The organism is Cupriavidus sp. 10L45, from assembly GCF_056395225.1.
Genome location: NZ_JBFTJC010000002.1, coordinates 448,969 through 474,579 on the forward strand (window position 1 = coordinate 448,969; position 25,611 = coordinate 474,579).

The 25,611-nt window shown below is 64.7% G+C and carries 23 protein-coding genes and 1 pseudogene; 14 read left to right on the forward strand and 10 right to left on the reverse strand.

Features of this window, described 5'->3' with window-relative positions:
- Positions 1-45 precede the first annotated feature (45 nt).
- Positions 46-1,029 carry a LacI family DNA-binding transcriptional regulator gene (locus AC1DFU_RS05510; protein ID WP_177219895.1) on the forward strand — a complete coding sequence of 328 codons (984 nt, stop codon included), beginning with the start codon at positions 46-48 and terminating at the stop codon, positions 1,027-1,029.
- 132 nt (positions 1,030-1,161) lie between these two features.
- Positions 1,162-1,386, forward strand: a pseudogene (locus tag AC1DFU_RS05515) (cupin domain-containing protein); the annotation flags it as partial.
- A gap of 55 nt (positions 1,387-1,441) precedes the next feature.
- Here the strand turns inward: AC1DFU_RS05515 and AC1DFU_RS05520 are convergent.
- The 7 genes from AC1DFU_RS05520 to AC1DFU_RS05550 form a co-directional block, all read right to left on the reverse strand.
- Complete coding sequence (locus AC1DFU_RS05520) at positions 1,442-3,688, reverse strand: molybdopterin-dependent oxidoreductase (protein WP_441591328.1); 2,247 nt, start codon at positions 3,686-3,688, stop codon at positions 1,442-1,444.
- A 4-nt stretch (positions 3,689-3,692) separates the two neighbouring features.
- A complete protein-coding gene (locus AC1DFU_RS05525) occupies positions 3,693-4,661 on the reverse strand; it encodes a Bug family tripartite tricarboxylate transporter substrate binding protein (RefSeq protein ID WP_441591329.1) in 969 nt (322 codons plus the stop codon).
- A 58-nt stretch (positions 4,662-4,719) separates the two neighbouring features.
- The gene (locus AC1DFU_RS05530; protein ID WP_441591330.1) at positions 4,720-5,745 is read right to left on the reverse strand and encodes a M14 family metallopeptidase; all 1,026 of its coding nucleotides are present in this window, start codon (positions 5,743-5,745) and stop codon (positions 4,720-4,722) included.
- Positions 5,729-6,952, reverse strand: a complete 1,224-nt coding sequence (metC, locus tag AC1DFU_RS05535) for a cystathionine beta-lyase (protein ID WP_441591331.1) — start codon at positions 6,950-6,952, stop codon at positions 5,729-5,731. The genes AC1DFU_RS05530 and metC overlap by 17 nt, the downstream gene beginning before the upstream one ends.
- Before the next feature lie 80 nt (positions 6,953-7,032).
- A complete protein-coding gene (locus AC1DFU_RS05540) occupies positions 7,033-8,034 on the reverse strand; it encodes a Bug family tripartite tricarboxylate transporter substrate binding protein (RefSeq protein ID WP_441591332.1) in 1,002 nt (333 codons plus the stop codon).
- A gap of 70 nt (positions 8,035-8,104) precedes the next feature.
- Positions 8,105-9,718, reverse strand: coding sequence for a rhodanese-like domain-containing protein (locus AC1DFU_RS05545; protein WP_441591333.1), 1,614 nt, complete (start codon positions 9,716-9,718; stop codon positions 8,105-8,107).
- A 113-nt stretch (positions 9,719-9,831) separates the two neighbouring features.
- A complete protein-coding gene (locus tag AC1DFU_RS05550; protein ID WP_092293595.1) occupies positions 9,832-10,419 on the reverse strand; it encodes a cysteine dioxygenase family protein in 588 nt (195 codons plus the stop codon).
- Positions 10,420-10,544: 125 nt separating this feature from the next.
- On the opposite strand from AC1DFU_RS05550, the gene AC1DFU_RS05555 reads away from it, so the two are divergent.
- Positions 10,545-11,411, forward strand: coding sequence for a LysR substrate-binding domain-containing protein (locus AC1DFU_RS05555; RefSeq protein ID WP_092293593.1), 867 nt, complete (start codon positions 10,545-10,547; stop codon positions 11,409-11,411).
- A 316-nt stretch (positions 11,412-11,727) separates the two neighbouring features.
- On the opposite strand, the gene AC1DFU_RS05560 is transcribed toward AC1DFU_RS05555, so the two are convergent.
- Positions 11,728-13,242: a CoA-acylating methylmalonate-semialdehyde dehydrogenase gene (locus AC1DFU_RS05560; RefSeq protein WP_092293591.1), complete on the reverse strand. Its 1,515-nt coding sequence runs from the start codon at positions 13,240-13,242 to the stop codon at positions 11,728-11,730.
- 188 nt (positions 13,243-13,430) lie between these two features.
- On the opposite strand from AC1DFU_RS05560, the gene AC1DFU_RS05565 reads away from it, so the two are divergent.
- The 11 genes from AC1DFU_RS05565 (at position 13,431) to AC1DFU_RS05615 (ending at position 23,039) form a co-directional block, all read left to right on the forward strand.
- Complete coding sequence (locus AC1DFU_RS05565) at positions 13,431-14,396, forward strand: LysR family transcriptional regulator (RefSeq protein WP_441591334.1); 966 nt, start codon at positions 13,431-13,433, stop codon at positions 14,394-14,396.
- Positions 14,397-14,538: 142 nt separating this feature from the next.
- Entirely contained in the window at positions 14,539-15,273 is a 735-nt protein-coding gene (locus AC1DFU_RS05570) for a succinate dehydrogenase/fumarate reductase iron-sulfur subunit (protein WP_092293587.1), read from the forward strand.
- A gap of 2 nt (positions 15,274-15,275) precedes the next feature.
- Positions 15,276-15,611 (forward strand): succinate dehydrogenase, encoded by a 336-nt coding sequence (locus AC1DFU_RS05575; RefSeq protein ID WP_092293585.1) that lies wholly within the window; start codon positions 15,276-15,278, stop codon positions 15,609-15,611.
- Positions 15,608-15,955: a succinate dehydrogenase/fumarate reductase transmembrane subunit gene (locus AC1DFU_RS05580; protein ID WP_441591335.1), complete on the forward strand. Its 348-nt coding sequence runs from the start codon at positions 15,608-15,610 to the stop codon at positions 15,953-15,955. Before AC1DFU_RS05575 ends, AC1DFU_RS05580 begins: the two co-directional genes overlap by 4 nt.
- Before the next feature lies 1 nt (position 15,956).
- The gene (locus AC1DFU_RS05585) at positions 15,957-17,705 is read left to right on the forward strand and encodes an L-aspartate oxidase (protein ID WP_441591336.1); all 1,749 of its coding nucleotides are present in this window, start codon (positions 15,957-15,959) and stop codon (positions 17,703-17,705) included.
- 12 nt (positions 17,706-17,717) lie between these two features.
- The gene (locus AC1DFU_RS05590) at positions 17,718-18,653 is read left to right on the forward strand and encodes a fumarate hydratase (RefSeq protein WP_441591337.1); all 936 of its coding nucleotides are present in this window, start codon (positions 17,718-17,720) and stop codon (positions 18,651-18,653) included.
- Positions 18,647-19,330: a fumarate hydratase C-terminal domain-containing protein gene (locus tag AC1DFU_RS05595; protein WP_441591338.1), complete on the forward strand. Its 684-nt coding sequence runs from the start codon at positions 18,647-18,649 to the stop codon at positions 19,328-19,330. The genes AC1DFU_RS05590 and AC1DFU_RS05595 overlap by 7 nt, the downstream gene beginning before the upstream one ends.
- Positions 19,331-19,365: 35 nt before the next feature.
- A complete protein-coding gene (locus AC1DFU_RS05600; protein WP_092293575.1) occupies positions 19,366-20,199 on the forward strand; it encodes an amidohydrolase family protein in 834 nt (277 codons plus the stop codon).
- An 8-nt stretch (positions 20,200-20,207) separates the two neighbouring features.
- A complete protein-coding gene (locus tag AC1DFU_RS05605) occupies positions 20,208-21,122 on the forward strand; it encodes a LysR family transcriptional regulator (RefSeq protein WP_092293573.1) in 915 nt (304 codons plus the stop codon).
- 64 nt (positions 21,123-21,186) lie between these two features.
- Positions 21,187-22,281, forward strand: a complete 1,095-nt coding sequence (locus AC1DFU_RS05610) for a Bug family tripartite tricarboxylate transporter substrate binding protein (RefSeq protein ID WP_092293571.1) — start codon at positions 21,187-21,189, stop codon at positions 22,279-22,281.
- A 14-nt stretch (positions 22,282-22,295) separates the two neighbouring features.
- Positions 22,296-23,039 carry a sulfite exporter TauE/SafE family protein gene (locus tag AC1DFU_RS05615; protein WP_092293569.1) on the forward strand — a complete coding sequence of 248 codons (744 nt, stop codon included), beginning with the start codon at positions 22,296-22,298 and terminating at the stop codon, positions 23,037-23,039.
- Between the two features lie 277 nt (positions 23,040-23,316).
- Here AC1DFU_RS05615 and AC1DFU_RS05620 read toward each other — a convergent pair whose 3' ends face one another.
- Both AC1DFU_RS05620 and AC1DFU_RS05625 read right to left on the reverse strand, forming a co-directional pair.
- Positions 23,317-24,729, reverse strand: coding sequence for an alginate export family protein (locus tag AC1DFU_RS05620; protein ID WP_441591339.1), 1,413 nt, complete (start codon positions 24,727-24,729; stop codon positions 23,317-23,319).
- Between the two features lie 59 nt (positions 24,730-24,788).
- Entirely contained in the window at positions 24,789-25,466 is a 678-nt protein-coding gene (locus tag AC1DFU_RS05625) for a hydrolase (protein ID WP_092293565.1), read from the reverse strand.
- Positions 25,467-25,611: the final 145 nt, after the last annotated feature.

Below are 25,611 nucleotides of genomic sequence, written 5' to 3' on the forward strand. Positions count from 1 at the left end.
GCCCCAGTTGACCCAACGCAGCCCCAGCCGACGGGGCAACTCTCCATGAAGGAGGTGGCACGCCTGGCCGGCGTCTCGCCGATGACCGTCTCGCGTGTCCTCAGCGCGCCGCACCTCGTGAAGCCCGAGACCCTCGAGCAGGTGCAGTCCGTCATCCGCGCGGTGCGTTATGTACCCAATCGCGTGGCCGGCAGCCTGGCTTCGCGGCGCACCAGCCTGGTCGGGTTGATCGTTCCCAGCCTCAGGAACGCGCTATATGCGGAGACGATCCAGGGCATCTCCGATGTCCTGCAGCGCCACGGCCTGCACCTGATGATTTCGGACAGCGGGTATTCGCTGGAGCGCGAGGAAGCGTTGATCTCGGCCTACCTGTCCCAGCGGCCATGTGGCCTCATCCTGCACAACACCACGCATACGGAAGCGGCCCGCCACCTGCTCCAGGATGCCGGCGTGCCCTGCGTGGAAACCGGCAACCTGACGACGCAGCCGATCGATATGGCCGTCAGTTACTCGAATCGGGAAGCGGGGCGGGCCATGGCGAACCATCTGCTATCGCGGGGATATCGCAGGTTTGGATTTGCCAGTCTTCCCATCAGCGATAACGAGCGTTTGCGCGAGCGGCGCGACGGCTTTTTCGACGGACTGCGCGCGGCGGGCATCGAGATCGATCCGGCGATGGTGCTGGAAGTGGGCGAGGGCCTGGAAAACGGCAGCCATGCACTAGCGGAACTTATGCGCCGGGACACCTCGGTACAGGCCCTGTTCCTGGCCGGTGACGTGCTTGCGGCCGGCGCCATCCTCGAGTGCACGCGCCGTGGTTTGCGCGTGCCGGGGGATATTGCCATCGCGGGGTCGGACGACAACGACCTCATGCAACATATGGTGCCGCCCATCACAACGGTGCGTTTTCCTCGTTATCGCATCGGCGTCCGGAGTGCGGAGCTGATCGTGTCCCGGCAGGAGGACGAGCGCGCGCAACCGATGACGGAAGACCTGGGCTTCGAGGTCGTGCCGCGCGGCAGCACATGATGCGAAATGCATCCCGCAACAGTGCGCCGATGCTAGCCCCACACCCTGGTCAGCGCGTCCAGCGCCGCCACGATCAAGGGCTCGTCCAGGCCGTCTCGACCGAACGCGCCTGTGCGGCGACCGGCCTTGCGCCACGCCAAGTCGTCGTTCATCTATGCATATGTCGTCTCGGGCAGCATTGCGAGCAAGGTGAATGACGAGCCGGAACGTGTGTACAAGGCGGGGGAGAGCTTCTTCGAGACGCCGGGTTCACGTCATCCGGTAAGCCGCAATGCAAGCAAGACAAAGCCCGCGAAGCTGCTGGCTGTGTTCGTCGTCGACTCGGCCGACAAGGAACTGACAGTCAACGACAACTAGGGGCCTGGAATGCCGACGGCAACGAAGTATCCAGGACTGACGAGGCGCCGCAGCTTCAGCTATCCCGCGACACCTCCACCAGGCAGCTCATGGCATTCGGTCCCTGCGTCAGGTCTGATGTGCCGATGTCCAGCGTGAGGGTATTTGCGGCGCCGGCGCGGTCCACGCCATCCGGATCGGGGTCGTACCAGGCGCCGGTGGCCATCACGGCCACGCCGCGCGTGACGCCGTCGCTGATCGCCAGTCCGGCGGAAAGCGCGCCCCGCGCGTTGTGTACGCGCACCCGCATGCCGGGATGCAATCCGCGCGCCGCCGCATCCCCGGGATGGAGCGTAATCCGCTCCGCCCCCGCAATCTTCCCGGCTTGCGCCAGCGGCGCAGGATCGAGCTGGCTGTGCAGCCGATCGGCGGGCTGGACGGAAACGAGATGCAGCGGATACGTGTCGGCCGCCGGGGCGCCAAGCCATTCCACGGGCGGTTGCCAGTTCGGATGCGTGCCGCAATCGTCCGACAGGGTCCCGAGGGTCGGGCTGGCGAGTTCGATGCGGCCGCTCGGCGTGCGCAAGGGATGCGCGGCGGGGTCGTGACGGAAATCGTCGAACAGCACGAAGTCCTCCGTCGGCGGCGGCAGCGCGACGTAGCCGGTGCGCCAGAACTGCTCGAATGCCGGGAGTTCGATGCCGGCCTGCGCTTGGGCGTCCCGGCATCGCGCGTAGATGGCGGCGAGCCAACCCTTCTCGTCGCGGTTCTCGGTGAAGGCTTCGCGGTACCCCAGCCGGTCCGACAGATCGGTAAAGATGTCGAGATCGCTGCGCGCCTGATGCAGCGGCGCAATGGCCTGATGCATCGCCAGCACGTATCGATCGCGCGACGATCCGCCAATGTCGTTGCGCTCGAGCGCCGTGGTGACGGGCAGCACGATGTCCGCATGGCGCGCCGTGGCAGTCCAGCAGATGTCCTGGACGATGACGGTCTGTGGCCGCGCCCACGCCTCACGCAGCCGCGACAGCTGCTGGTGATGATGAAACGGATTACCGCCGGCCCAGTGAATCAGCTTCACGTCGGGGTAGTGGCGGGTTTCGCCGCGGAAGCGATAGGGGGTGCCCGGATGGAGCAGCATGTCCGAGAGCCGCGCGCAGGGAATGTCCAGCTGGGCCGGGTTGCGCCCGACCGGCATCTCCGGCCCCGGTGTGGCCACGCGCGGATTGCCGACGCCGTTCATGGACCCATGGCCGAAGCCGAAGCCGCCGCCGGGCAGGCCGATTTGGCCGAGCATGGCCGCCAGCGCAATGGCCATCCAGTACGGCTGCTCGCCGCGGTGCTGGCGTTGCACGGCAAAGCTGCAGGTGATGTAGCTACGCTTGCCCGCGAGCTGCGTCGCCAGTTGTTCGATGCGCTCCGCGCGAATGCCAGTGATGGCAGCGGCCCAGGCCGGTGTCTTTGGCGAGCCGTCGCTGTGTCCGAGCAGATAGCCTTCGAGTTCAGCCCAGCCGCTGCAGTGCGTCTGCAGGAACGCCGTGTCGTGCGCATCGGCGCGGCGCAACTCGTAGGCCAGCGCGAGCATCAGCGCAACATCGGTGTTCGGGCGAATCGGAATCCATTCGGCGCCAAGAAAGTCGGGGCAGTCGTCGCGGGTGGGGCTGATGTTGATGACCGTGGCGCCACTGGCAGCCAGCTTGCGCAGCCAGCCTTCCTGCGTGTGCTCGGCCGCGCCGCCGGATGAGACCTGGCCATTCTTGAGCGCCAGCCCGCCAAAGGCGATGAAGATCTCGGTGTTCGCGATCAGGCTGGGCCATGCGGTCACGCGGCCGGTCAGCGGGCGGTCAGTGCCAATCACATGCGGCAACAGGAACTGCGCCGTGCCCCAGCTGTAGTTGCCGACCTGATCGACACAGCCGCCGCCGCTGAAATGAAACCGGCGGATCAGTGAACGCGCATGGTGCAGCCGGCCTGCCGACGACCAGCCGTACGATCCACCGAACACGCCGGACGGACCATGGGCGTCGCGGACCCGCGTAATCTCGCTGGCGACGAGATCGAGCGCCACATCCCACGACACTTCGACGAAGTCATCGCGTCCGCGTGCGTGGCCATCGGCAGCCTCGCGCTTGTCGAGCCAGCCGCGCCGCACCATCGGCGTGCGAATGCGGGTGGGCGAGTAGACCATCGGCGCGATCGATTCGAGCAACGGCGAGGGGTTGGGATCCGCCGCGAATGGCTCGCAGCGGATCAACCGGCCGTCTTCCACGACTGCCGTGAAGGCGCCCCAATGCGCCAGTTGCGGGTAGCGGCGAATCGTCACGGTCTCAATCGCCCTGGATGCCAGCCTTGCGGATCAGGTCGCCCCATTTGGCGCGCTCCGTATTCAGCAGCTTGGCGAACTGCTGCGGCGTGTCCGACGTGGCGTCCATGCCGGAAACCGCCAGACGCTGTCGGATGTCCGGATCGGCCATCACTTTCACGAGTGCCTTGTTCAACTGCGCGATGACCTCGGCCGGCGTGCCGGCGGGCGCCACCAGCCCGTACCAGTTGGTGACGTCATAACCGGGAACGCCCGATTCCGCGACGGTCGGCACGCCGGGGAACTGCGGCGAGCGCGTGGCGGTGGTCACGGCCAGCGCACGCAGCTTTCCCGAGGCGATCAGCGGCTTTGCCGAGGGATCCGAGAACGTGATCGGCACGATGCCACCCATCACATCGGTCAGCGCGGGCGTGGTGCCCTTGTACGGCACATGCTGCATCTGCAGCCCCGTCAGCATCTTGAACTGCTCGGCCGCGATCTGGCCGATGGTGCCGTTGCCACCCGACGCGTACGAGAACTTGCCATTGGCGCTGCGCAGGGCCGCGAGCATGCCGTGTACGTCCTTGTAGGGCGCATCGGCGCCTGTGACCAGCACATTGGGCATCGTGACCAGCACGCTGATCGGTGCGAAGTCCTTCTGCGGGTCGTAGTTCAGCTTGCGCAGGTTCGGCCAGATCGTGAACGAGCCCGGCGTGGCGACGTACAGCGTATAGCCGTCCGGCGCGGACTTCGCGACCAGATCCGTGGCGATCAGTCCGCCCGCGCCGGGACGGTTGTCGATGATGACATTGGCTTTGAGGTGCTCCGACAGCGCGGGCGCAATGGCGCGCGCGAGCGCATCGGCGCCGCCGCCCGGCGGGAAGCCCACCACTACGCGGATTGGCTTCGATGCATCGGGCCAGGCCGCATGGGCGGCGAGCGGCGCGGTGACGGCAAGGAAGGGAACGAGAAGGCGCAACGCGCGTGCAAACATGATCAAACTCCGGTCAACCAGTAAAACTTCACTTCGCCGCATGGCGGGACGCTGCAAGTCAGGAAATCGACACCGTGTCCCATTCCCAGGCCACGAACGCCAGGCGCTCGCCGGTATGGACGACGGGATCGCTACGCAGGCCGATCAGCACGCCATCGCGTGATAGCGGCTTCACGGGTGTGAGCGACGCGTCGAGCTTCAGCGTGTCGCCAATCGATGCGCCTTCCGGCACCAGATCGCCCGCGCGCGCCGCCGGGAGGAACAGGCCCCCTTCGTCGGCCGTGATCCAGCCGCGCCGCTTGACGCGTCGCAGGCTGGTGGCAGCCGGCTTGGCCGGTCTGTCCGGCGTGGCATCGAGGATGCCCATCTGCACGGCCAGTGTGTGGAAGCCGGTTTCCGCCACTGCGATGTTGTCGGCCTCGAAGCGGCTGCCGCTGCCCAGTTCGAGCATGAACGCGCAGACGCCCGCGGCCAGGCACTGATAGTCGAGCGCGCCAGCGATATTGCCGGGAAGTTCGCCCTTGCCGCCGACGTCCTGCTGGCAGGCAACATGCGGATGAAACGGCGCCATTGCGGCCAGTACATCGGCCTCGGTGACGCGGCTGTCCGGATGCACCTTGTAGACCGTGTAGGGCCGCGCGTCGAACAGCGGGTTCATCGTATGGAGGTTGATCAGCACGTCCGCCACGCCACGGATTTCGCTCATCAGGGCATGGGCGAGACGTTCCGAGACGAGTCCACCGGCGTTACCCGGATATGTCTGGTCGAGATCGAGTTCGTCGTAGGGATTGCGCTTGCGGCGCGCGTCCAGCGCTTGCGGATTGCCCGTGGGCGTCACCACGACATTGCCGCGCAGGGTGGCGGGATCGAGGCTGCGCGCGAAGCGCAGCGCGGCCACCATGCCATTGATTTCGTCGCCATGCACCTGGCCGTGCAGCCATAGCGTGCGGCCCGGTTGTGCGCCGCGCACCGCGACATAGGGCAGCGTGACGGACATCCCCGAGGCCATCGAGCCAACGGGAAGTTGCCCGCTGGTGCGGGCCGGGCCGGATTGCTGGCGCAGCCAGTCACCGATGATGGGCATGGGAAGACTCCTGATGTGTGAGGGGTAGATCGGCTATATCGGCAATCGCGGCGAAGGCCTGGTCGAGGTCGGCCAGCAGGTCGGGCACGCCTTCCAGGCCGATGTGCAGGCGGATCACGGTGCCATGGGCGGCCCAGTCCGTGACGCTGCGCGCGCGGCGCATGTCGGCCAGCACGGCCAGGCTCTCGAAGCCGCCCCAGGAGGCGCCGATGCCGAACAGCGTGAGACTGTCGACGAACCGCTCCGGCGCCACCGGTGCCTGCGAGCGCAACGTGAACGACAGCAGGCCGTTGGTGCCGTGGCAGTCGCGTTGCCAGAGGGCATGGTTGGGATCGTGCGGCAGGGCAGGGCAGAAGACGTCGGCCACTTCGGGGCGATCGAGCAGCCAGTGGGCCACTGCGAGGGCACTCTGCTGATGCTGTGCCAGACGGGCGCCGAGCGTGCGGATGCCGCGTTGCACCAGATACGCGTCGTCCGGGCTCACCGTGATGCCGAACGCATCGGCCATCGTCGCCAGTTCCGGCCACGCCGCCTCGGTGGTGCAGACGGTGCCCATCATCACGTCGGAATGGCCGCCGAGATATTTGGTGGCCGCCATCAGCGAGATATCGGCGCCGAGTTCCAGCGGCCGGTACAGCAGGCCAGAACCCCAGGTGTTGTCCGCCGCAACCAGCGCCCCATGGGCGTGGGCACGGGCGGCCAGTGCCGGCAGGTCGCACATCTCATAGACCAGCGAGCCGGGCGCTTCCACATAGACCAGTCGCGTTTCGGGCCGCAGCTTCGCGTCGAGATCGGACCCATCCGCCGCATAGAAATCAGTGGCGATGCCGTGCTGGCGGAGGAAGCCGTTGGCCAGGTTGCGCACGGGCTCGTAGACGCAATCGGGCAGCAACACATGTTGTCCCGGCCGCACGTAGGCTAGGATGGTCATCGCGGCAGCGGCCAGCCCCGAGGGAAACAGCCGCGTGCGATAGCCGCCCTCGAGCATGGTCACCATGTCTTCCAGCGCGAAGTTGGTCGGATTGCCGCGCGCGCCGTAGGTGAACAGCCGCTCGGTATCGCGGCGCGCACGCATTTCGCGTTGCTGCGCCACGGAATCGAACAGGACGGTGCTGGCGCGCACCACCGGCGGGTTCACGGGCTGGCCGCCTTGCACGGCATATGTGCGTCCGGCATGGGCAAGGCGGGTAGGAAGCGATGGTGTCATGGTTGGCCTGGGGGGATGGCTCATGGTTGTACGGGACGTCGCAAGGACCGTGCCCTGTTGTGCTAATGCCGGATCGGGGGTCAGTCGACGTGCGCGCCGGAGAGCTTGACGATCTGCGACCAGCGCGAGATGTCCAGCTTCAACTGCGCCGCGAAGGCCTCCGGCGTGTTGCCCACCACGTCGCTGCCGCCTTCGTTGATTGTCTTCACCACGTCCGGCATCTGCAGCACCTGCACGATGGCGCGATTCAGCAGCGCCACGCGTTCCGGCGACGTGCCGGCCGGCACGAAGAAGCCGTACCAGTCCTCGAATCGTGCATTGCGATAGCCCAGGTCTTCAAGCGTCGGCACCTTGGTGAATACCCCGAGACGGCGCGGGCTGGTGACGGCCAATGCCCGCATGCGGCCGGTCTGGATGAAGCCCGCCACCGAGGAGGTCGACGTGATCAGCACATCCACCTGTCCGCCAAGCAGGTCGTTGATGGCCGGCCCCGCGCCCTTGTACGGCACATGCTGCAGCGACACGTTGCTGTCCTTGTCCAGCACCACGCCCACCAGATGCGACAGCGTGCCGTTGCCGGGCGTGGCGTAAGTGATCTTCTGTGGCTGCGCCTTGGCCTGGGTGGCCAGCTCCTCGAAGGTCTTCCACGGGGCGTTGGCCGATACCACGATAGCCAGCGGTGCCGCGTTGATCTGCGTGACCGGGATGAACTGCTTGACGGGGTCGAAGCCGGGCGAGCGATAGAGCGTCGGGTTCACCGCCATGATCGACACTTGCGAGGTCAGCACCGTATAGCCGTCCGCCTTCGATTCCGCCGCATAGCGCGTGCCGATGTTGCCCCCCGCGCCGCCACGGTTGTCGATGACGGCGCTCTGGCCCAGCACCTGCGACAGGCGCGTGGCCACCACGCGCGAAACGGCGTCGTTGCCACCGCCGGCAGGGAAGGGCGACACGATGCGCAGCGGCTGCGTCGGGAAGCCATTCACCGGGGCCAGCGGCTGCTGTGCCGACGCAAGGCTCGTCGTGACAGCGGCGGTGACGGCGAGTGCTGCAACCAGGTACTGCGAAAGACGGGATGACATCGGGCGTGACATGGGGCGACCTCGTTCTTATATGGCAGGTTTAGGGCGGCGGTGCAGGGGTGAGATGAAATCAGGCGATGGGCGGGAAGTGGAATGTGGCCAGTTCCTGCGCGTCCAGCTGCGCGATCAGGCCGGTTTCCCACGCCAGGTACTGGCGCGCGGCGGCCTTGTTGCCGTCGTGGCGGTCGTGGACGAAGAACAGGTAGTCGATGCAGCACGCATCGGGCAGCGTGTCGGCGCCCTGATGGGTCGGCAGGCCAGCGGCGCGCCATGCGTGCAGGCCGCCTTGCAGGCGCCGCACATCGGGATAGCCGAGCGCATGGAGGTCGCGCACGGCGATGTCAGCCGGATCGTCGCCATCGGCATCACCGACGAGCACCAGTGTGGTGTCGTGCGGCACGCCATGCAGGTCATGCGCGAGCCGCGCGCGCGTGGTCCACTGGCTCCCGGCGATATGGCCGGCGCGGAAGCTCATGCTGCCGCGCAGATCGATGGCCAGCATCGACCGGTCCACGAGACCGGCGGCCAGTGCCGCAACGCTGACGGCCTCCGGCGAGATCGCTCCATGCGTGGGCCCTTGCGCGGCCTTGACGCCGGCCGCCAGCCCGGCCTGCAGCCCGCCATCGAGGACCACGGCGTCGTGGCCCATCTGGCGCAGCCAGCTCGCCACCACCGTCGCACGGACGCCTTCCGCATCGAACAGCACCAACCGCGCCCGGCGTACGCCGACGTACTGGTCGGTGGCCTGCATCAGCTGGCCGCCCGGCGTGTGCTGCGCGCCGGGCAGGGTCTGCGCAGCGAATTCCTCGGCTGTGCGCACGTCGCACAGGTAGGTGGTGCGCGACCGGTCCGCCAGCCAGCCGATGGCCTGCGCCGCAGCGATGTGCGGCACGTTGAAGCGCGCGGCCAGCGACTGTGCGGCATGGCGCGCGGCGTCGAGGTCGCGCGGGGTGGCGTTGTCCGGATACCGGGCCGTGCCGCCGTGTTCGAGCGTGAAGTCGTTCAGATACCAGCCCTGCGTGCCGTTTTCGAGCGCGTAGACCGGGTTGCTGACACCGACGTTGATCAGCGACTGTGCGCCGATGATGCTGCGCGTGCGTCCCGCGCAATTGATGACGATCGGCGTGGCGGGATCGGGCACCAGATCGCGCAGGCGATAGGCCAGCTCGCCATTGGGGCAGCAGATGGCGCCCGGGATGTTCATCTTGCGGAATTCGCTGATCGGGCGGCCATCGAGCACAACCGGGGCGTTCGGGCCGGCCTGCATCGCGGCAAGCTCGGCCGCCGAGACGCGCGGCGTGCCGTAGTGATGCTCGGCCAGTTCGCCGAACGTCTTCGAAGGCAGGTTGACCCCGGCGAAGAGGGTGTAGCCGGCGGCCTGCCATGCCGGCATGCCGCCGTCGAGCACGAACAGCGCCGTGTAGCCGAGCCGCGCCAGCGCACTGGCGGCGGCTTGCGCCACGCCGTCGCCATTGTCGGCCAGCACGATGCGCGCGTCAGTGCGCGGCGCCAGTCGCCCGACATCGAGTTCCAGGCGGCTGAATGGCAGCGGCACGGCGTAGAACGGATGGCCTTCGCCGTATTGGCCGTGCTCTCGCACGTCGAACAGCGCGATTTCGTCGGCATCGTGCAGCCAGCCTTTCAGGGTGGCGGCGTCGACAGCGGTGTGGTGTGGATGGCTCATGAAATTCCGGGCGATAGGGGGCCGTCCTCTCCGCAGAGAGGAAAATTCGGCGTGCTGTGTCAGGAGTCGGGGGGCGGCCTTGTCTGGCGCAGGCCCCCCTCAGGCGGCTGTGGTTACCGGCGGGTCTGTACGCCCATGTTCATGATCTGGCAGCGTCCGGTCTCGAGGTCGAACGTCAGCCGGTCGGTCAGCGTTTCCAGCGCGCGGCCGTACATATGCAGGTGGCGGATGACGTCGTCACCGCGGATCTCGACCGAGTGAATGTCATCCGGCAGCAGGGCGATGCCGTGGCGCGGCCCCACCTCTACCGTGCGCGAGTGCTCGAGCGTGCCCACGCCTGGCTGGCTGCCATCGTCCGTGCGCGCGTAGACGTCGTTGAATTCCACGCCGCTGACGCCGGCCACGCAGGCCCATGTGGTGTGGTTGTGCGGCGGAATGCGCTTGCCGGGGCGCATGACGTTCAGGTAAAGCGCGTAGGTCTTGTCCGGATCCTCGGCGATGAGGTAGCGCGCCTGGCGCTCGCCGGGCTCCGGGGGCGGGTAATCGGCCTCGGCCCAGAATTCGGTGTGCGCGGCCAGGTCTTCCACATGGGTCAGGACATCGGCCAGACTGGCGCGAGTCACGCCGCCCCTGTCTACGATGTTCCTAATGGATTCAATGGTGTCTCCGACGGCTGCCTGGCGCTGTTGTGCGATGGACATGTTGCGATCAATCCTTGCAATCGTTGTTTTTGACGGGTAGAACGGTGTGTCGAGTTTCACTGTAATGAACACCTGTCCTGAAAACCACTTAATGCGCAACGAAAATCCATTAGCAGGTCTAATGAATGCGTAATCTTGACCTGGACTTGCTTCGCACCCTGGTGGCCATCGCCGACCACGAGACCTTTGGCGCTGCCGCCGAAACCGTGCAGCGCACCCAATCGGCCGTGACCCAGCAGATGCAGCGGCTGGAAGAGCAGATCGGGCTGCCGCTGTTCGAACGCCAGGGGCGTGGCAAGCACCTGACGCGTCATGGCAAGAAGCTGCTGGAGTACGCGCGGCAGTTGCTGACGATCAACGACGAAGCCCTGCGCATGTTGCGCGAGGGCGACCTGACTGGCTCCCTCCGCATCGGCGCGCCGCATGACGTGGCCGACACCATCCTGCCGGGGCTGCTGTCGCACATCGCGCGATCCTCTCCCGCCCTGCGGCTGGAGATCCACGTGGGGCGAAGCCCATTCCTGATGGATTCCCTGCGACGCGGCGAGATCGACCTGACGGTTTCCACGCGCGAAGACAACACGCTCGACGGCATCGTGCTGCGGACCACCCCGACGATCTGGGTCTGCTCGGCGGATTTCGTCTACGAGCGTGGTACGGCGGTGCCGTTGATTCTGGCCGACGAGCCGAGCCTGTTTCGCAAGCTGTCGCTCGAAGCGCTGACGCAGGCCGGCGTGCCCTGGCGCATTGCGTATCTGGCGCCCAGCCTGATCGGCATCAAGGCGGCGCTGCGCGGCGGGCTGGGCATCACCGCACGCAGCATCGACCTGCTGGCGGCGGACATGCGCATCCTCGGCGAAGCCGACGGCCTGCCGCGGTTGCCCGATGTCACCTATTACCTTTGGGCACGTCCCAATGCGGTCAATCCCGTCGCGCGTCATGTCTTCTCGATGCTTAAAACAGCGCTGCAGCGCGGATTGGTCAGCGCGTGACCGGAGCGCGCGATTTCAGCCGTGCAACACTTAAGAAGGCGCCATCGTAGGCGCGGGTGTGCGGGATGCCAACGAATAAGATTGCCTATCGTTATCTGTCGATGGCTTTCGTTTTGCTTTCAGCCGAACAATCAGTCGCCAGGCACCATGGCGCGCACCTGCGCGAGCAGCCACGCGTGAGCGGGGTCGGAGAAGGGGGAGGAAAAGGAGAAGGGGGAGTGGAAGTAGACGCAGGCCAATGTGCCGGTTTTTCGATGGGGAGCGCATCGTCCCGCCTGGATAGACATGGACGATGCGATCGTTTAGGCAGACGACATCAGTTTGCAGTGGGCATGGCGAACTCGGCGCCGCGCGCGGTGTCGTTGGGCCAGCGTTGCATGATGCTCTTCTGCCGGGTGTAGAACCGGACGCCTTCCTCGCCATAGGCGTGCATGTCGCCAAACAGCGAGCGCTTCCAGCCGCCGAAGCCGTGCCACGCCATCGGCACGGGGATCGGCACGTTGATGCCGACCATGCCAACTTCGATACGACGGGCGAATTCGCGCGCCACTTGCCCATCCCGCGTGTAGCAGGCCACGCCGTTGCCGAACTCGTGCTCGTTGACCAGCTTTACCGCTTGCGCGAAATCGTCTACGCGCACACACGACAGCACGGGGCCGAAGATCTCTTCCTTGTAGATACGCATTTCGGGAGTGACGTTGTCGAACAGCGTTCCGCCGGTAAAGAACCCCTGCTCATGGCCGGGCACCTTGTAGTTGCGGCCATCGACAACAAGCTTCGCGCCTTCCTGCACGCCGAGCGCCACGTAGTTCTCGATGCGTTCGAGCGCCTGGCCGGTCACGACGGGGCCCATCTCGGCGTCAGCTTCCATGCCGTTCTTGATGATGAGTTCCCGTGCGCGCGCTTCCAGCTTCGGCATGATCTTGTCCGCCACGTCGCCGACGAGCACGGCCACGGAGATGGCCATGCAGCGCTCGCCCGCCGAGCCGTATGCGGCACCGATCAGTCCATCGACGGCCTGGTCGATATCGGCGTCGGGCATGACCACCATGTGGTTCTTTGCACCGCCCAGGGCCTGCACCCGCTTGCCGAGCCGCGCGCCCGTCTCGTAGATGTAGTTCGCAATCGGCGTCGAGCCGACGAAGCTCACGGCCTTGACCTCCCGGTGATGGAGCAGGGCGTCGACCACCGTCTTGTCACCTTGCACGACGTTGAAAACGCCATCGGGCAGTCCGGCTTCCTTGAGCAGGCGGGCCATGAAGAGCGATGCCGAAGGATCGCGCTCGCTTGGCTTCAGGATGAAGCAGTTGCCGGTGGCGATGGCGACCGGGAACATCCAGCACGGCACCATGCAAGGGAAATTGAACGGCGTGATGCCTGCCACAACGCCCAGCGGCTGGCGCAGCGTCCAGTTGTCCATGCCGGTGGAGACCTGGTCGGTGAAGTCGCCCTTGAGCAGTTGGGGAACACCGCATGCAAATTCGATGATGTCGATGCCGCGGCTGACTTCACCGGCCGCATCGCTGAGCACCTTGCCGTGCTCGGCGGTAATGATCGCGGCAAGTTCGTCCTTGTGCCGGTTCATCAGTTCGAGGAACTTGAACATGACGCGCGCCCGGCGAATCGGCGGGGTATCGGCCCACTTCGGAAACGCTGCGGCGGCGGATGCGACGGCTACATCGACGTCCTGCGCCGTGCCCAGTCGAACCTGGCGCGCGACCGCGCCAGTAGCAGGATTGAACACGGCCTGCGACCGCTCGCCGTTGCCTTGATACGGTTCGCCGGAAACAAAGTGAATCACCTCGGCGGGGTGGGTATAGGGCGCAGTCATGGTCATCTCCTGTCAGTGTCGGGCGGGGATCGACATACCCGCCGCGTGATCGATGACTGGAGTGTATGGATGGCCGCTCCCGCGGGGTAGTCACCCACCGCCGAACATATTGTTCAGGAAATTTAGCCACTGCCATGTTATAGATACGAAAAGTCCCATCAAAAAAGTGCCGATTAAGGAGTGTCTGGATGCGCAAGGACCACGTGGAGGACCTTTGGGAGCACCTGCATTGGCTTGTGGTGCTGCATCAGCAAGGCAGTTTCAGCAAAGCTGCCGCACGCCTTGGCGTCAGCAAGGCCTCGATGAGCCAGCACATTACGGATCTCGAGAAGGCCGCCGGCATTACCCTGGTGCAGCGGACTACCCGCAGCGCTTCGTTGACGGATGCGGGGCGGCAAATGGTCGAGTCCATGCGTGGCGCGTTCGAGCAGATCGCAACGGGCTACGCCCAGGTGCGCGACCTGGCGGGCGCACCCAGGGGGTTTCTTCGCGTGACGGCGCCAGTGGCTTTTGCCAGGCAACAACTGATACCTCGTCTGCCCGATTTCCTGCGCCGTTATCCGCAGATCCAGCTTGAGTTGGATATGTCGGATCGATTGCGGCCGCTGGCGCAGGAGGGCTTTGACATCGCCGTCAGGCATACATCGACCCCGCCGGAGACCCACGTCGCATGGACCCTCGCGGCCACGCGCTCGGTGCTGGTGGCAAGCCGTGCGTACCTGCGGAGCAGGGGGACGCCGGAGACGCCGCAAGCCTTGATGGGCCATGCATGCCTTCACTATCCACGGCTGCAGGGCGCGGCCACATGGACCTTTGTTCCTGCGGTGGCGGAGCGCAATGTCCGACATGCCGATCCCGTGACGGTGCCGGTGACGGGTCCCTTGTCCGTGAATAACAGCGAAGCCTTGCGCGATGCCGCAATCGAAGGCCTGGGCATCGCGCTGCTTCCGGACTTCAGCGCCCAATCGGCGCTGGAAACCGGACGGCTCGTCGAGGTCCTGCCGGAATGGCGTTCAGCGGGTGCCTTCGGGGATTGGCTCTACGCCATCCGCCCCTACTCCGCGCATGCCTCGCGGGTCTCGCAAGTCTTCGTGGAGTACTTGCGAGAGTCCTTCGCGCAAGGGTTTACCTCAACGCCCCCAACCCTGATCTGACGCGCGTCGCGCAATACGTCGACTACAAGGCGCTTTTGGCCTTTTAGTTCAAAAAATATCAAGTTATTTAATATTGATTCAGAAATATCGATTACTTAAACTCGCTTCAACACCCACCCACAAAAGACTCAGGGGAAAAGTGATGGAGGCGACAAAGCCCGCGCAACGCACGCTGAAGGTACGTATTGCCCGCGGCACCGAGGACGGCAATTTCACGACCTATGAGGTGCCATGGCGCGAGAACCAGACCGTTCTCGACGTGGTGACCGAAGTGCAGCGGCGTATCGAACCAACCCTGTCCTACCGCTTCGCGTGCCGGGTTGGGGTATGCGGATCCTGCGCGATGACGGTGAACGGCAAGCCGCGCTGGACATGCCGCACCCACGTCAGCCGCGTAGAAGAGGATGGCGTGATCGTCATCGAGCCGTTGCGCAACATGCCGCGCATCAAGGACCTCGTGGTCGACATGTCGGAGTTCTTCGACAAATGGAAGAAGGCCGGCAGCACCTTCGTGGGCACCGCGACGCGCCATGAGCCCCCGGCCGCGGTATCCCCGACCAGCAAGAAGCGAAAGATGGCCGACGCTGCCATCGAATGCATCAACTGCGGCGTTTGCTATGCGTCCTGCGACGTGGTGGCATGGGACAAGGAGTACCTCGGTCCCGCCGCGTTGAATCGCGCATGGACCCTCTTCAACGACGAACGTCATGCGGACCCCAAGGACGTGCTGAAGAAGGCGACTTCCGGCAGCGGCTGCAATTCCTGCCATACGCAGGGCAATTGCATGACGCACTGCCCGGTCAGCCTGAGCCCGACGGGAAGCATTGCCGGCCTGAAGAAGAATGCCCTGCTGCAATTCCTGAAGGGAGGGGACTGATCATGGAGCAGCGTCTGTTCGCCCTTCAGCGCCTCAGCGCGATGGTCATGGCGCCGTTCGTGCTGGTACATCTGGGGATCATCCTCTATGCAGTGCGAGGCGGCCTGACCGCCGCCGAGATTCTCGCGCGCACGCAGGGCAGTCTTTTCTGGATTCCGTTCTATTCCCTGTTCGTGATCAGCGTGGCGGTGCACGTGCCGATCGGGCTGCGCAACATCCTGATCGAATGGGCGCGCCTGAGCCGCGGCGCCGCATCGGTGTGCTGCTTCCTCTTCGGCCTGTTGCTGCTGTCGATGGGCCTGCGCGCGGTTGCCGCAGTGGGAGGCTTGCTGTCATGAAGTCTCCGAGAAACCACCGCGCCTACTGGGCCTTCCTTGGTCACCGCCTGTCGGGGCTGGCGCTTGGCGTCTTCCTGCCCGCGCACTTCTATGTCCTTGGACTCGCGCTGGAGCAACAGGCGCGTATGGACGCGTTCCTGAAATTCGCCGACATGGGCGCCGTCAAGTTCGGCGAATGGGGCCTGGTGCTGCTGTTTTCCATCCACATGTGCTTTGGCCTGCGACTGCTGGCGCTTGAACTCCTGCCATGGAGTACCACCCGAGACGCGCGCCTGTCGTGGATCAGTTGGGGTGGTGTGCTGTCGCTGTGCGTCGGCGTGATCTTTGCCCTGGGGGTTATTTGAAATGCAGATCGAGAACCACAAGACGGACATCCTGATTCTTGGCACGGGCGGGGCAGGGCTGTTTGCCGCCCTGCATGCCAAGAAGGCCAATCCTGCGCTCAAGGTTTCCGTGGCGGTGAAGGGCCTGCTCGGCAAGTGCGGTTGCACGCGGATGGTGCAGGGCGGATACAACGTGGCGCTGTCCACAGGCGATTCGGTCGAACGCCATTTCATGGACACCATCGAGGGCGGCAAATGGCTGCCGCGCCAGGATCTGGCCTGGCGGCTGGTCGAAGGCGCGGTCGAGCGCGTGCGGGAACTCGAGAACGAGATCGGCTGCTTCTTTGACCGCAACCCCGACGGCACGCTGCACCAGAAGGCTTTCGCGGGCCAGAGCTTTGACCGCACCGTCCACAAGGCGGACCTGACCGGCATCGAGATCATCAATCGCCTGATGGAACAGGTGCGGGCCCTGGATGTGGAAGAGCTGGAGGAGCACCGCGCCATCGAGCTGATCCCGGCCGCGGATGGCTCCGGCATCGCCGGCGTGCTGTTCATCGACATGCGGCGCGGCACCTACCGCTTCGTACAGGCCAAGGCGGTGCTGCTGGCCACGGGGGCGGGCCCGACGATGTACCGCTACCACACGCCATCCGGCGACAAGACCTGCGACGGCCTGGCGATGGCCATGCGCTACGGGCTGAGCCTGCGCGACATGGAGATGGTGCAGTTCCACCCGACGGGACTGCTGGGAGGCCCGGATACCCGCATGACCGGCACGGTGCTCGAAGAGGGCCTGCGCGGTGCCGGCGGTTGGCTGGTCAATGGCAACGGTGACCGTTTCATGACCAACTATGACGCACGCGGCGAGCGCGCGACGCGCGACGTGGTCAGCCGGGGCATCTACGCCGAAATGCGCGCAGGCCGGACCGGCCCGATGGGTGGGATCTACATCCAGATGAGCCACCTTGGACCCGAGAAGGTGGCCAAGACGTTCCCCGGCATGGTCAACCGCTGCAAGGATTGTGGCTTTGACCTGGCCGGCGGTCGCGTGGAGGTGGTGCCCACCGCTCATTATCTGATGGGCGGCGTGGAGTTCGATGTGGATTGCAGCACGGCTTCGCCGGGACTGTTTGCGGCCGGGGAGGATTGCGGCGGCGTGCACGGCGCCAATCGCCTGGGCGGCAATGGCGTGGCGAACTCGACGGTATTCGGCGGCATCGCCGGCGATTCGATGGCTGCGTATGCCACCGGTGTGCAGCATTGGAAGGAGCCGGACAAGCGCGTCATCCTGCGCGGTATCGAGCGTGCCGAGTATCCGTTCTCGAAGGCTCCCGGCGCCATTCACGAGTTGCGCGATGCGCTCGCCCAGACGATGTGGGACGACGTCGGTGTACTGCGCCACGAGGCGGCGATGCGCCGGGGACTGGATTCCATCGCTTCGCACAATGCCGCACTGCTGGCCATGGGCGTTCCGGATGGCGACCGCCGCTACAACGTCACCTGGCATGACTGGCTCAACCTGCAGAGCCTCGTGGACATGTCCCGCGTGATCACCGTTTCCGCACTGGCGCGCGAGAACAGCCGGGGCGCGCATTTCCGCGAGGACTTCCCGGAGCCCGGCGATCTGCACGGGAGCCGCTACACCCGCGTGACCGCGGACGGCGATGATATTCGCCTGGACATGGTGCCAGTGAAGTTCGACATCGTAACGCCAGGCACGTCCCTGATTACCGGTGAGGCCGGTCAACCCCCAAAAGTTGCAGCATAGAGGACCGCTACGATGACCATCTCCATCGATCGGGTCGAGGAAGCCGCGTTCGAGATCATGAAACGCGCGGCGATCGAGATCCCCAAGGACTACAAGCAAGGCATCCAGGCGTTGCAGAAGACGGAGACCGGCAAGCTGCCGCGCTTCGTGATCCACGCCATGCAGGACAACTGGGAAGCGGCGGACCAGGACCGGCGCCCCATGTGTGCCGATACCGGGCTGCCACGCTACTACGTCAAGGTTGGCAACAACGCTTCGGTGCAGCGCGGCTTCGTCGCGGTCGAGCGCGCGCTGCGCAAGGCCACGGCCGATGCCACGCTGGCGGTGCCGCTGCGGCCCAATCGCGTGCACCCGCTCTGGCGCACGGACAACAACAATAACGTCGGCATCAATGCGCCGGAGATCGAGTGGTCGTTCGAGCCCGACGCCGACTGGGTCGACATCACGACCGTGCACAAGGGCGGGCTGTTCGGCACCGACTACCGGATGCTGTTCCCCGGCGACGGCATCGACGGTATCAAGCGATTCGTGCTCGATACGCTGATTGCCTTCGGCAAGCGCGGGCTGGCATGCCAGCCCGCCATCGTCGGCATCGGCCTGGGCGGCTCGAAGGATACCTGCATGCAGCTTGGCAAGCAGGCGGCCTGCCTGCGCGTGGTGGGCGACCGCAATCCCGATCCCAAGATCGCCGAACTCGAGCGCGAACTGATGACGCTGGGCAACTCGATCGGCATGGGTGCCATGGGCTTCGTGGGCTCGTCGATGGTGGTGGACTGCCATATCGAGGTAGGCCACACCCACACGGGCGGGATGCCGATCAGCCTCCACACGTTCTGCCTGTCGTCGCGGCGGGCAACGGCCCGGATTCACCCGGACGGCAACATCGAGTATCGCACGGACCCCCAGTGGTTCACCCCATACCTGCGCAGGGAGACGGTCGAATGGTAAGCCCCCAAGACGATGAACTGAAGGTCTTCCACATCAATCTGCCAGCCACGACGGAAGACCTCGCAAGACTTGAGCTGGGCTCGGCCGTCTACTTGACCGGCCTGGTCTATACCGCCCGGGAAGGCATCTACAAGAAGGTGCTCGATGAGGGCCTGGAGGCACCGGTGGAACTGCGCGGGCTCAGCAACGTGAACTTCCACTGTTCACCGGCTGCGGCGCCCAACGAGGACGGCGGCTACAACGTAGGCGCGGTGACCGCGACGGCAAGCTTCCGCTTCTCCAAATGGATTCCCAAGTGGATGGAGAAGACGGGGTGCCGCATCTTTATCGGCAAGGGTGGCATGCCCGCCGACGACTACAAGCGCGTGCTGGCGCCCGGCGGGGCGATCTACCTCACAACCGTCGGCTATGGCACGGGCGCGCTGCTTGGGCGCGGCATCAAGCGTGTGCAGGACGTGTTCTGGCTGGATGAACTCGGCATTGCACAGGCGATGTGGATGTTCGACGTCGAGAACTTCGGTCCGTTTATCGTCGAGAGCGACCTGGAAGGCAATTCGCTGTTTGCGCAGCACGCGGAGATCATCAACGCCGGGATCGACAAGCTCTACGCCGGCCTCAAGCCGCCGGCGCTGCACCGGTACGGCGAGACCGACGATCGCAAGAACGAGGTGATGTAAGGCCATTCCCGCATCCAACCAGCCAGGAAGACGACATGATCATTGATTTCAGACTCCGCCCGCCGGTCGGCGGCTTTCTCGACACGTTGATGTACTCGGCCGGCGAGCGGCGCGACGGCTTTACCCGGACGGTTGGCTTCGAGCCTTCCCCCGCAGCGCAACGACAGTCCATGGAACTGCTGCTCAAGGAGATGGACGAAGGCGGGGTCGACAAGGGCGTGGTGGTCGGTCGCCTTGCCGGCACGCTGGGAAGCGTCTCCAATGAAGACGTCGCACGCATCGTGGGCGACTATCCGGAGCGCTTCATCGGTGCCGCCTCGATCGATCCGACGAACCGCGTGGCGGCGTGCAAGACCATTTCGGACGCGGTCGCCCACGGGTTCAAGGCCATCAATATCGAGCCCGGCTCCTACCCGGTTCCCATGTACGCGGACGATCGACGCCTCTATCCGATCTACGCGCACTGCGAGGATCTGGAGGTGCCGGTGATCATGATGGTAGGCGGAACAGCCGGCCCGGACTTGAGCTACTCCGACCCCGTGCGCACTGATCGCGTGCTGGCGGACTTCCCTAAGCTGAAGGTCGTCGTTGCGCACGGCGGCTGGCCCTGGGTGACCGAGATCCTGCACATCGCGTTCCGCCGCCCGAATATGTACCTTTCACCGGACATGTACTTCTCGCGGATGCCAGGCTGGGAGGAATACGTCAAGGCCGCGGATTCCTTCCTCGCAGACCGCATGCTGTACGCAAGCTCGTTCCCATTCTGCCCGGTACGGGACTACAAGCAGTGGTTCGAAACATTGCCGATCCGTCCCGAGAACCTCGAAAAGGTGATGGGTGGCAACGCCCGCCGCCTGCTGGGCATCTAGAGTTCGACATGGACGTCAAGACGCTCTACACGCTGGTAGCCATCGCCGACCGGGGCAGCTTCGCGGAGGCCGGCAATGCTATCGGCCTGACGGTATCGGCCGTCAGCATGCAAATGCGCTCGCTCGAAGAGGAGTTGGGCATCACGATCTTCGATCGTAGCCGCAGGCCGCCGGTATTGACGGACGCCGGCCTCGCCTTCACGAATCGCGCCCGAGACCTGCTGACCCACTGGGAGAGCATGAGCGCGGCCCTCAAGCGCGATGCGGCTGGCGGTGTGCTCAAGCTCGGCTCGGTTCACACCTGCGTCTCCGGGGTGTTGCCGCTGGCCTTGAAGCGCCTGCACCAGCAGGGTCATCGCATCGACATTCACCTGACCACGGGCCTGACACACGATCTGGAACGGGCGGTGCACCGGCGGCAACTCGATGTCGCCGTTGTCACCGAGCCGGAGGTTCCACGCCTGGACCTGCAGTTCATGCCTTTCTTCAACGAAGAGTTTGTCGTGATCACCCACGCCACTACGCGCGGCGATTCGGACAAGGGTGTGCTGGAAACCACGCCTTATGTGCGATTCAATCGCACGGCGCGCGTGGGCCTGCTCGTTCAGGAAGAAATGGTGCGACGACAGATCGCCGTCCGCTCGACCATGGAGATCGACACGCTCGAAGGCGTCATCGCGATGGTCGCCAACGGCCTGGGATCGTCAGTGGTGCCGGCCCGTGGCGTCGAGAACGAATTTCCGGCGTCGATTCGCACCATTCCGTTCGGCTCGCCGCCGCTGATGCGTCGCATCGGGATTCTGGTGCCGCGCGACAACCCCCGTGCGCATCTGTCGAGGTTGCTGCTGGACGCATTGACCGCTGTCACGACACCCGCCAGCACACCGGACGACGGCCGCCCGAAGCTGGTGCAGAAGGGCTGACGCATGCGGTAAGGACGTATACGAAAGTCGCATACGAAAGCGACGCCACACAAAGGAGACAACGATGAACGCAGCAAGCACTGGCAAGGCCATCTGGCATTGGTTTGGACGAGGGCGGCACGGGTTGAGCCGGATACGTCAGCATCCCGTTGTGAAAGAGCTGTGCGGCGATGCGGACGCCAGGCGATACAACACATCGACCGCGGCAGCCATGTTTGCGTTTGCGATTGCTCCGCTAGCCATGGTGCCGGCTCACGCGGAGGAATGGCCGGGCAAGCCGATTCGTCTGGTAGTGCCGTTTGCCGCGGGCGGCGCGACCGATCTGCTTGCACGTGCGGTGGCCGTGGAACTGGGCAAGCAATGGAAGCAGCCCGTTGTCGTGGACAACCGCCCGGGTGCAGGCGGTGCCGTGGGCGCGGAAGCCGTAGCCAAATCCGTGCCGGATGGCTACACGCTGCTGCTCGCCTCCGGCAGCATGTTCACGGTCAACCCGTTCATCTATCAGAAGCTTCCCTACTCGGCTGAAAGCTTCGAGATGATCAGCAAGATCGCCAGTGGGCCGATGGTGGTAACGGTCAACACGAAGATTCCGGCGAAAACGATGACCGAGCTCATCGCTTATGCAAAGGCCAACCCGGGCAAATTGACCTTCGCGTCGGCAGGCAACGGTAGCCAGGTGCATATCGCCAGTGAAGCGTTTGCCGACGCTGCCGGCATCGACGTCGTGCATGTGCCGTACAAGGGCGAAGGACCGGCCTATGCGGACCTGATGGCGGGCACGGTAGACATGACAGTGGGGAACATCAATGCCATCTCCCCGCTCCTCAAGGGCGGCCGCCTTCGCGCGCTTGCCGTGACGGGCAACGAACGGTCCGCGCTGCTTCCTGACGTGCCGACTGTCGCGGAGGCGGGGCTGGAGGGCTTTACGTTCTATGGCTGGTTCGCGCTGATGGCGCCGGCCGGCACGCCAAAGGCGTTGACGGCGAAAATGTATGCCGACCTGGAGCGCGCCGCTGCAGAACCGGGCATGCAGCGCTATCTGGCCGCGCAAGGCATGGCCAGGACGATCACGCCGAAAGGTCGTCTTCCCGAGGAGATTGCCCAGGAATCGGGGCGCTGGAAGCCGCTGGTGACAAAGCGAAAGATCTCCGCCAACTAGGACGGGCACAGGGCATGGGCACTGAACATTACGCAGCCCTCGGGGCAACAGTGGTTGGCGCCTACACGGTGTTCGGACTCACCGGCTTCGGTGCGGCGATGGTCGCCGTGCCGATCCTGGTGCAGTTCATCCCGCTGCAGTTCGTGGTGCCGCTGCTGCTTCTGCTCGATCTTGTGACGACCACAATGGTTGGCCTGCGCAACTGGAGCGCTGTGTCTCGTCAAGAGCTGTCCCGCCTGATCCCGTTCATGATGGTGGGCGTGGCGCTCGGTACGACCGTACTGGCCAAGGTCGAGTCCCGCTGGCTGCTTGTCGGGTTGGGACTCTTTGTGCTCATCATGACGGGGCGGACGCTCCTTGGCGGCGCGCATCGGGAGGAAGAGGCGGCGAGGGGGTGGTCAGTGCCGGCCGGCGTCGTGGGCGGTGTGTTCAGCGCATTGTTCGGCACCGGAGGTCCGGTCTACACCATGTACCTGTCCCGGCGACTTCCGCGGATCGACGAGTTTCGCTCGACCATCGCGGCTGTCATCATGGTGAGTGCGCTGGTGCGCCTGACAGCATTTGCATACAGCGGATTGCTGTTTCAGAGTGATTTGCTGCGCAGTGCCGTGTTCGCCCTGCCATTCGGCCTCGTCGGCCTGGCGATAGGTTCTCGCCTGCGTCGTCGGATCTCGCCCGACGCGGTGCGTCGCGCGCTCTTGGTCCTTCTCTGCATCAGCGGCGTTTCGGTGCTCTGTCGCGGCTTGTTGATGCATTGAGACAAACTTAACAGGATTTTTATCGCGCTCGACGCCATCTTGATGCAGCTTGTATCTGAGTCCGCATACGCTTGATTTGTCACCGTACGATATCAATCGAGGATAAAGATGTGGCTCAGATTTGCACTTGGCGGCCTTGCGATGTTGGCGGTAGTTGCCCTCTTCTGGTTCCAGTTCCGACTGGCAAACAAGGTCTCCCGCGTGGAGGACGTCGCTTTCGATCATCTGGAACACAAGGCAAAGTCGCATTGACCCCGCAGCGGGGCCATCAGACGGTTCAGAACGTGTACGCCGCCGACAGGTAGACGAAGTTTGTATTGTGGCCGCCCACGGCGCTGAGGACTTTTGCCACGTCGACATGCACCAGGCCGGCATTCATGACAATGTGCCGGTCCACCTGCCAGTACACGTCAAAGGCAAGTTGGCTGCCCGTGTAGCGCCCGGCGCGACCCGCCGTGCCGGGAATGGGCGTGGCCACGCTCGTGTAGACGGCATCGTTGGTCGTCTGTCGCCAGATAAAGTCCCAGGACAGGGTCAGCTTGAGTCGCGGAATCGGCTTTAGCGTCAGGGACGGCTGTAGGTCCATGACATTCGATGCACCCAGTAGTCCTGCCTGATTGAAGTACGCCAGTTTTGGAAACAGGCCGCCATACGTGCCCAGCTTTCCGTCGCGCGGATTGGTATCACCACTGCCGATGGTGGCCTTGATGCCCGCACGCGCCTTCCAGTCGGCGACGGAAAATCCATAGCCGGTGTCGGTGGAGAAGCCCCAGGCAAGCAAGTCCTGCGCGCCAAAACTGCCAAACTGTCCCAGGGCTTCCCAATCCCAGTCCCACTGACCGTGCGTGCCAAAGACCCGCCCACCAACGGAATGCCGTCGCTCCACGCCGGTTCCGATGCTGTACAGCGCGTGGTTGTTCTCGAAGCCAAGGTAGTAGACGTCGATGCCCGATGACGGCACAAAGGTCTTGGGGAAGGTCGAGTAGACGCCCCAAAAGGCCTGCGACTGATTGGGCCGATCGTCGAAATCGCCCGCCTTCAGCAGCACCGGCCGCGTGGCAAACGCATCGATCTTCACACCGCTGTTTGTAGCACCACCCACGCGGACACCATCGAAGGCGCGCCGGACGTTTGGCGCATCCCGCACCGACACCAGCCGTTGCGCGCCGAATGCCATCTCCTGACGCCCGACCCGCAGCAAGGCGGTGTCCATCGTGCTGCCTGCCTTCGGCACATGCACATCGACAAACGCCTGTTGCACGTCCACCCGGTCTTCGTAAGGCGGTATGGCGACCTCCTTGCCCGGCGCCAGATGATTGCCGAGTTGCACGAATGCGCGCAGATAGTCGCCAGCATGCACGTCGGCATGGAGGAGGAGGCGATGCAACAGGTAGCCGTCCGCCGACGGGCCCGGCACGCCGAAGTTCGGCGCCGAGTAGGATTCGAAGCGCTCTCGAATCTCTCCGCCCAGGCTCAGATAGATGTCCGGTGAACCGAGCGGCCGATACTTGATCGCGTCCCAGGGGTCGCTACGGCGCGCCGGATCTCGCAGATAGCTGTAATCCTCGTCGTAGCGAAGAAAATTGTATGGGGGCGGTGACGGCTGGGCGCATCCATTGGACGACATGCCCGCGAGAACGCAGGCCAGTACCACCGGCGGCGCGGACGCTCTTATCGACATGCGTGACATTGACCACTCCTGCGATCAAGGAACCGGCAGGGCCGCCAGGGCCATGCCGGTTCCGACGCTTAGCGCGCGGAGTCCAGCGCCTCGCCCTTCTTCTGCACGTCTTGCGCCTTCGCGTAGCTTTCAATCAGCAACTGGTAGGCCGGGAAGATCTTCGTGTAGATCTCCGCCCATTGCTGCGCGTCATCGCGATGCCACGTGCGTTGCAGTTCGGAGGCCACGCCGGCGGTATCCATCGGTACCACACCGGCCTGCACCACGCGGGCCAGCGTGATTTCCTGCGCCATCTTCGAGTAGGTGCCGGAAGCATCCACTACGGCGAAAACCCGGTACCCGTCAGCCACGGCGCTGATGGACGGGAACGCCATGCACACACTCGTGATGGTGCCGGCGATGATCAGGGTTTTCTTGCCTGTCGCTTCCACGGCGGCGACGAATTCGGGGTTGTCCCATGCATTGATTTCGCCTTTGCGCGCGACGTACTTCGCGTGCGGTGCGTTCTCGTGAATCTCCGGAATCAGCGGGCCATTGGGCCCTTGTGGCACGGAAGCCGTAGTAATGACCGGCAGTTTGCACAGCGTCGCCATCTTTGCCAGGGCGGCGGCGCGCTGGCGCAGTTCCGGCATGGGCATATCGCCTACGGTCTGGAAGAGACCGCTCTGATGATCGATCAGCAGCATCGCCGAGTCGTCCGGGTCGATGACAGGTCGCTTGCCGTTGAAGTTGGCGGGTTGGGACATGATGGGTCTCCTGGGTAAGGGGCGGTGGCATCGCACCGTGTGGAAGGTCTGGCCGCTCGCGACCATTCGTCGGATGGAGAAAGCATAGGATTGGGACGCGGGACGCACTAGAGTGCTAGATTGGACGTCATAGTCCTATCTGGTG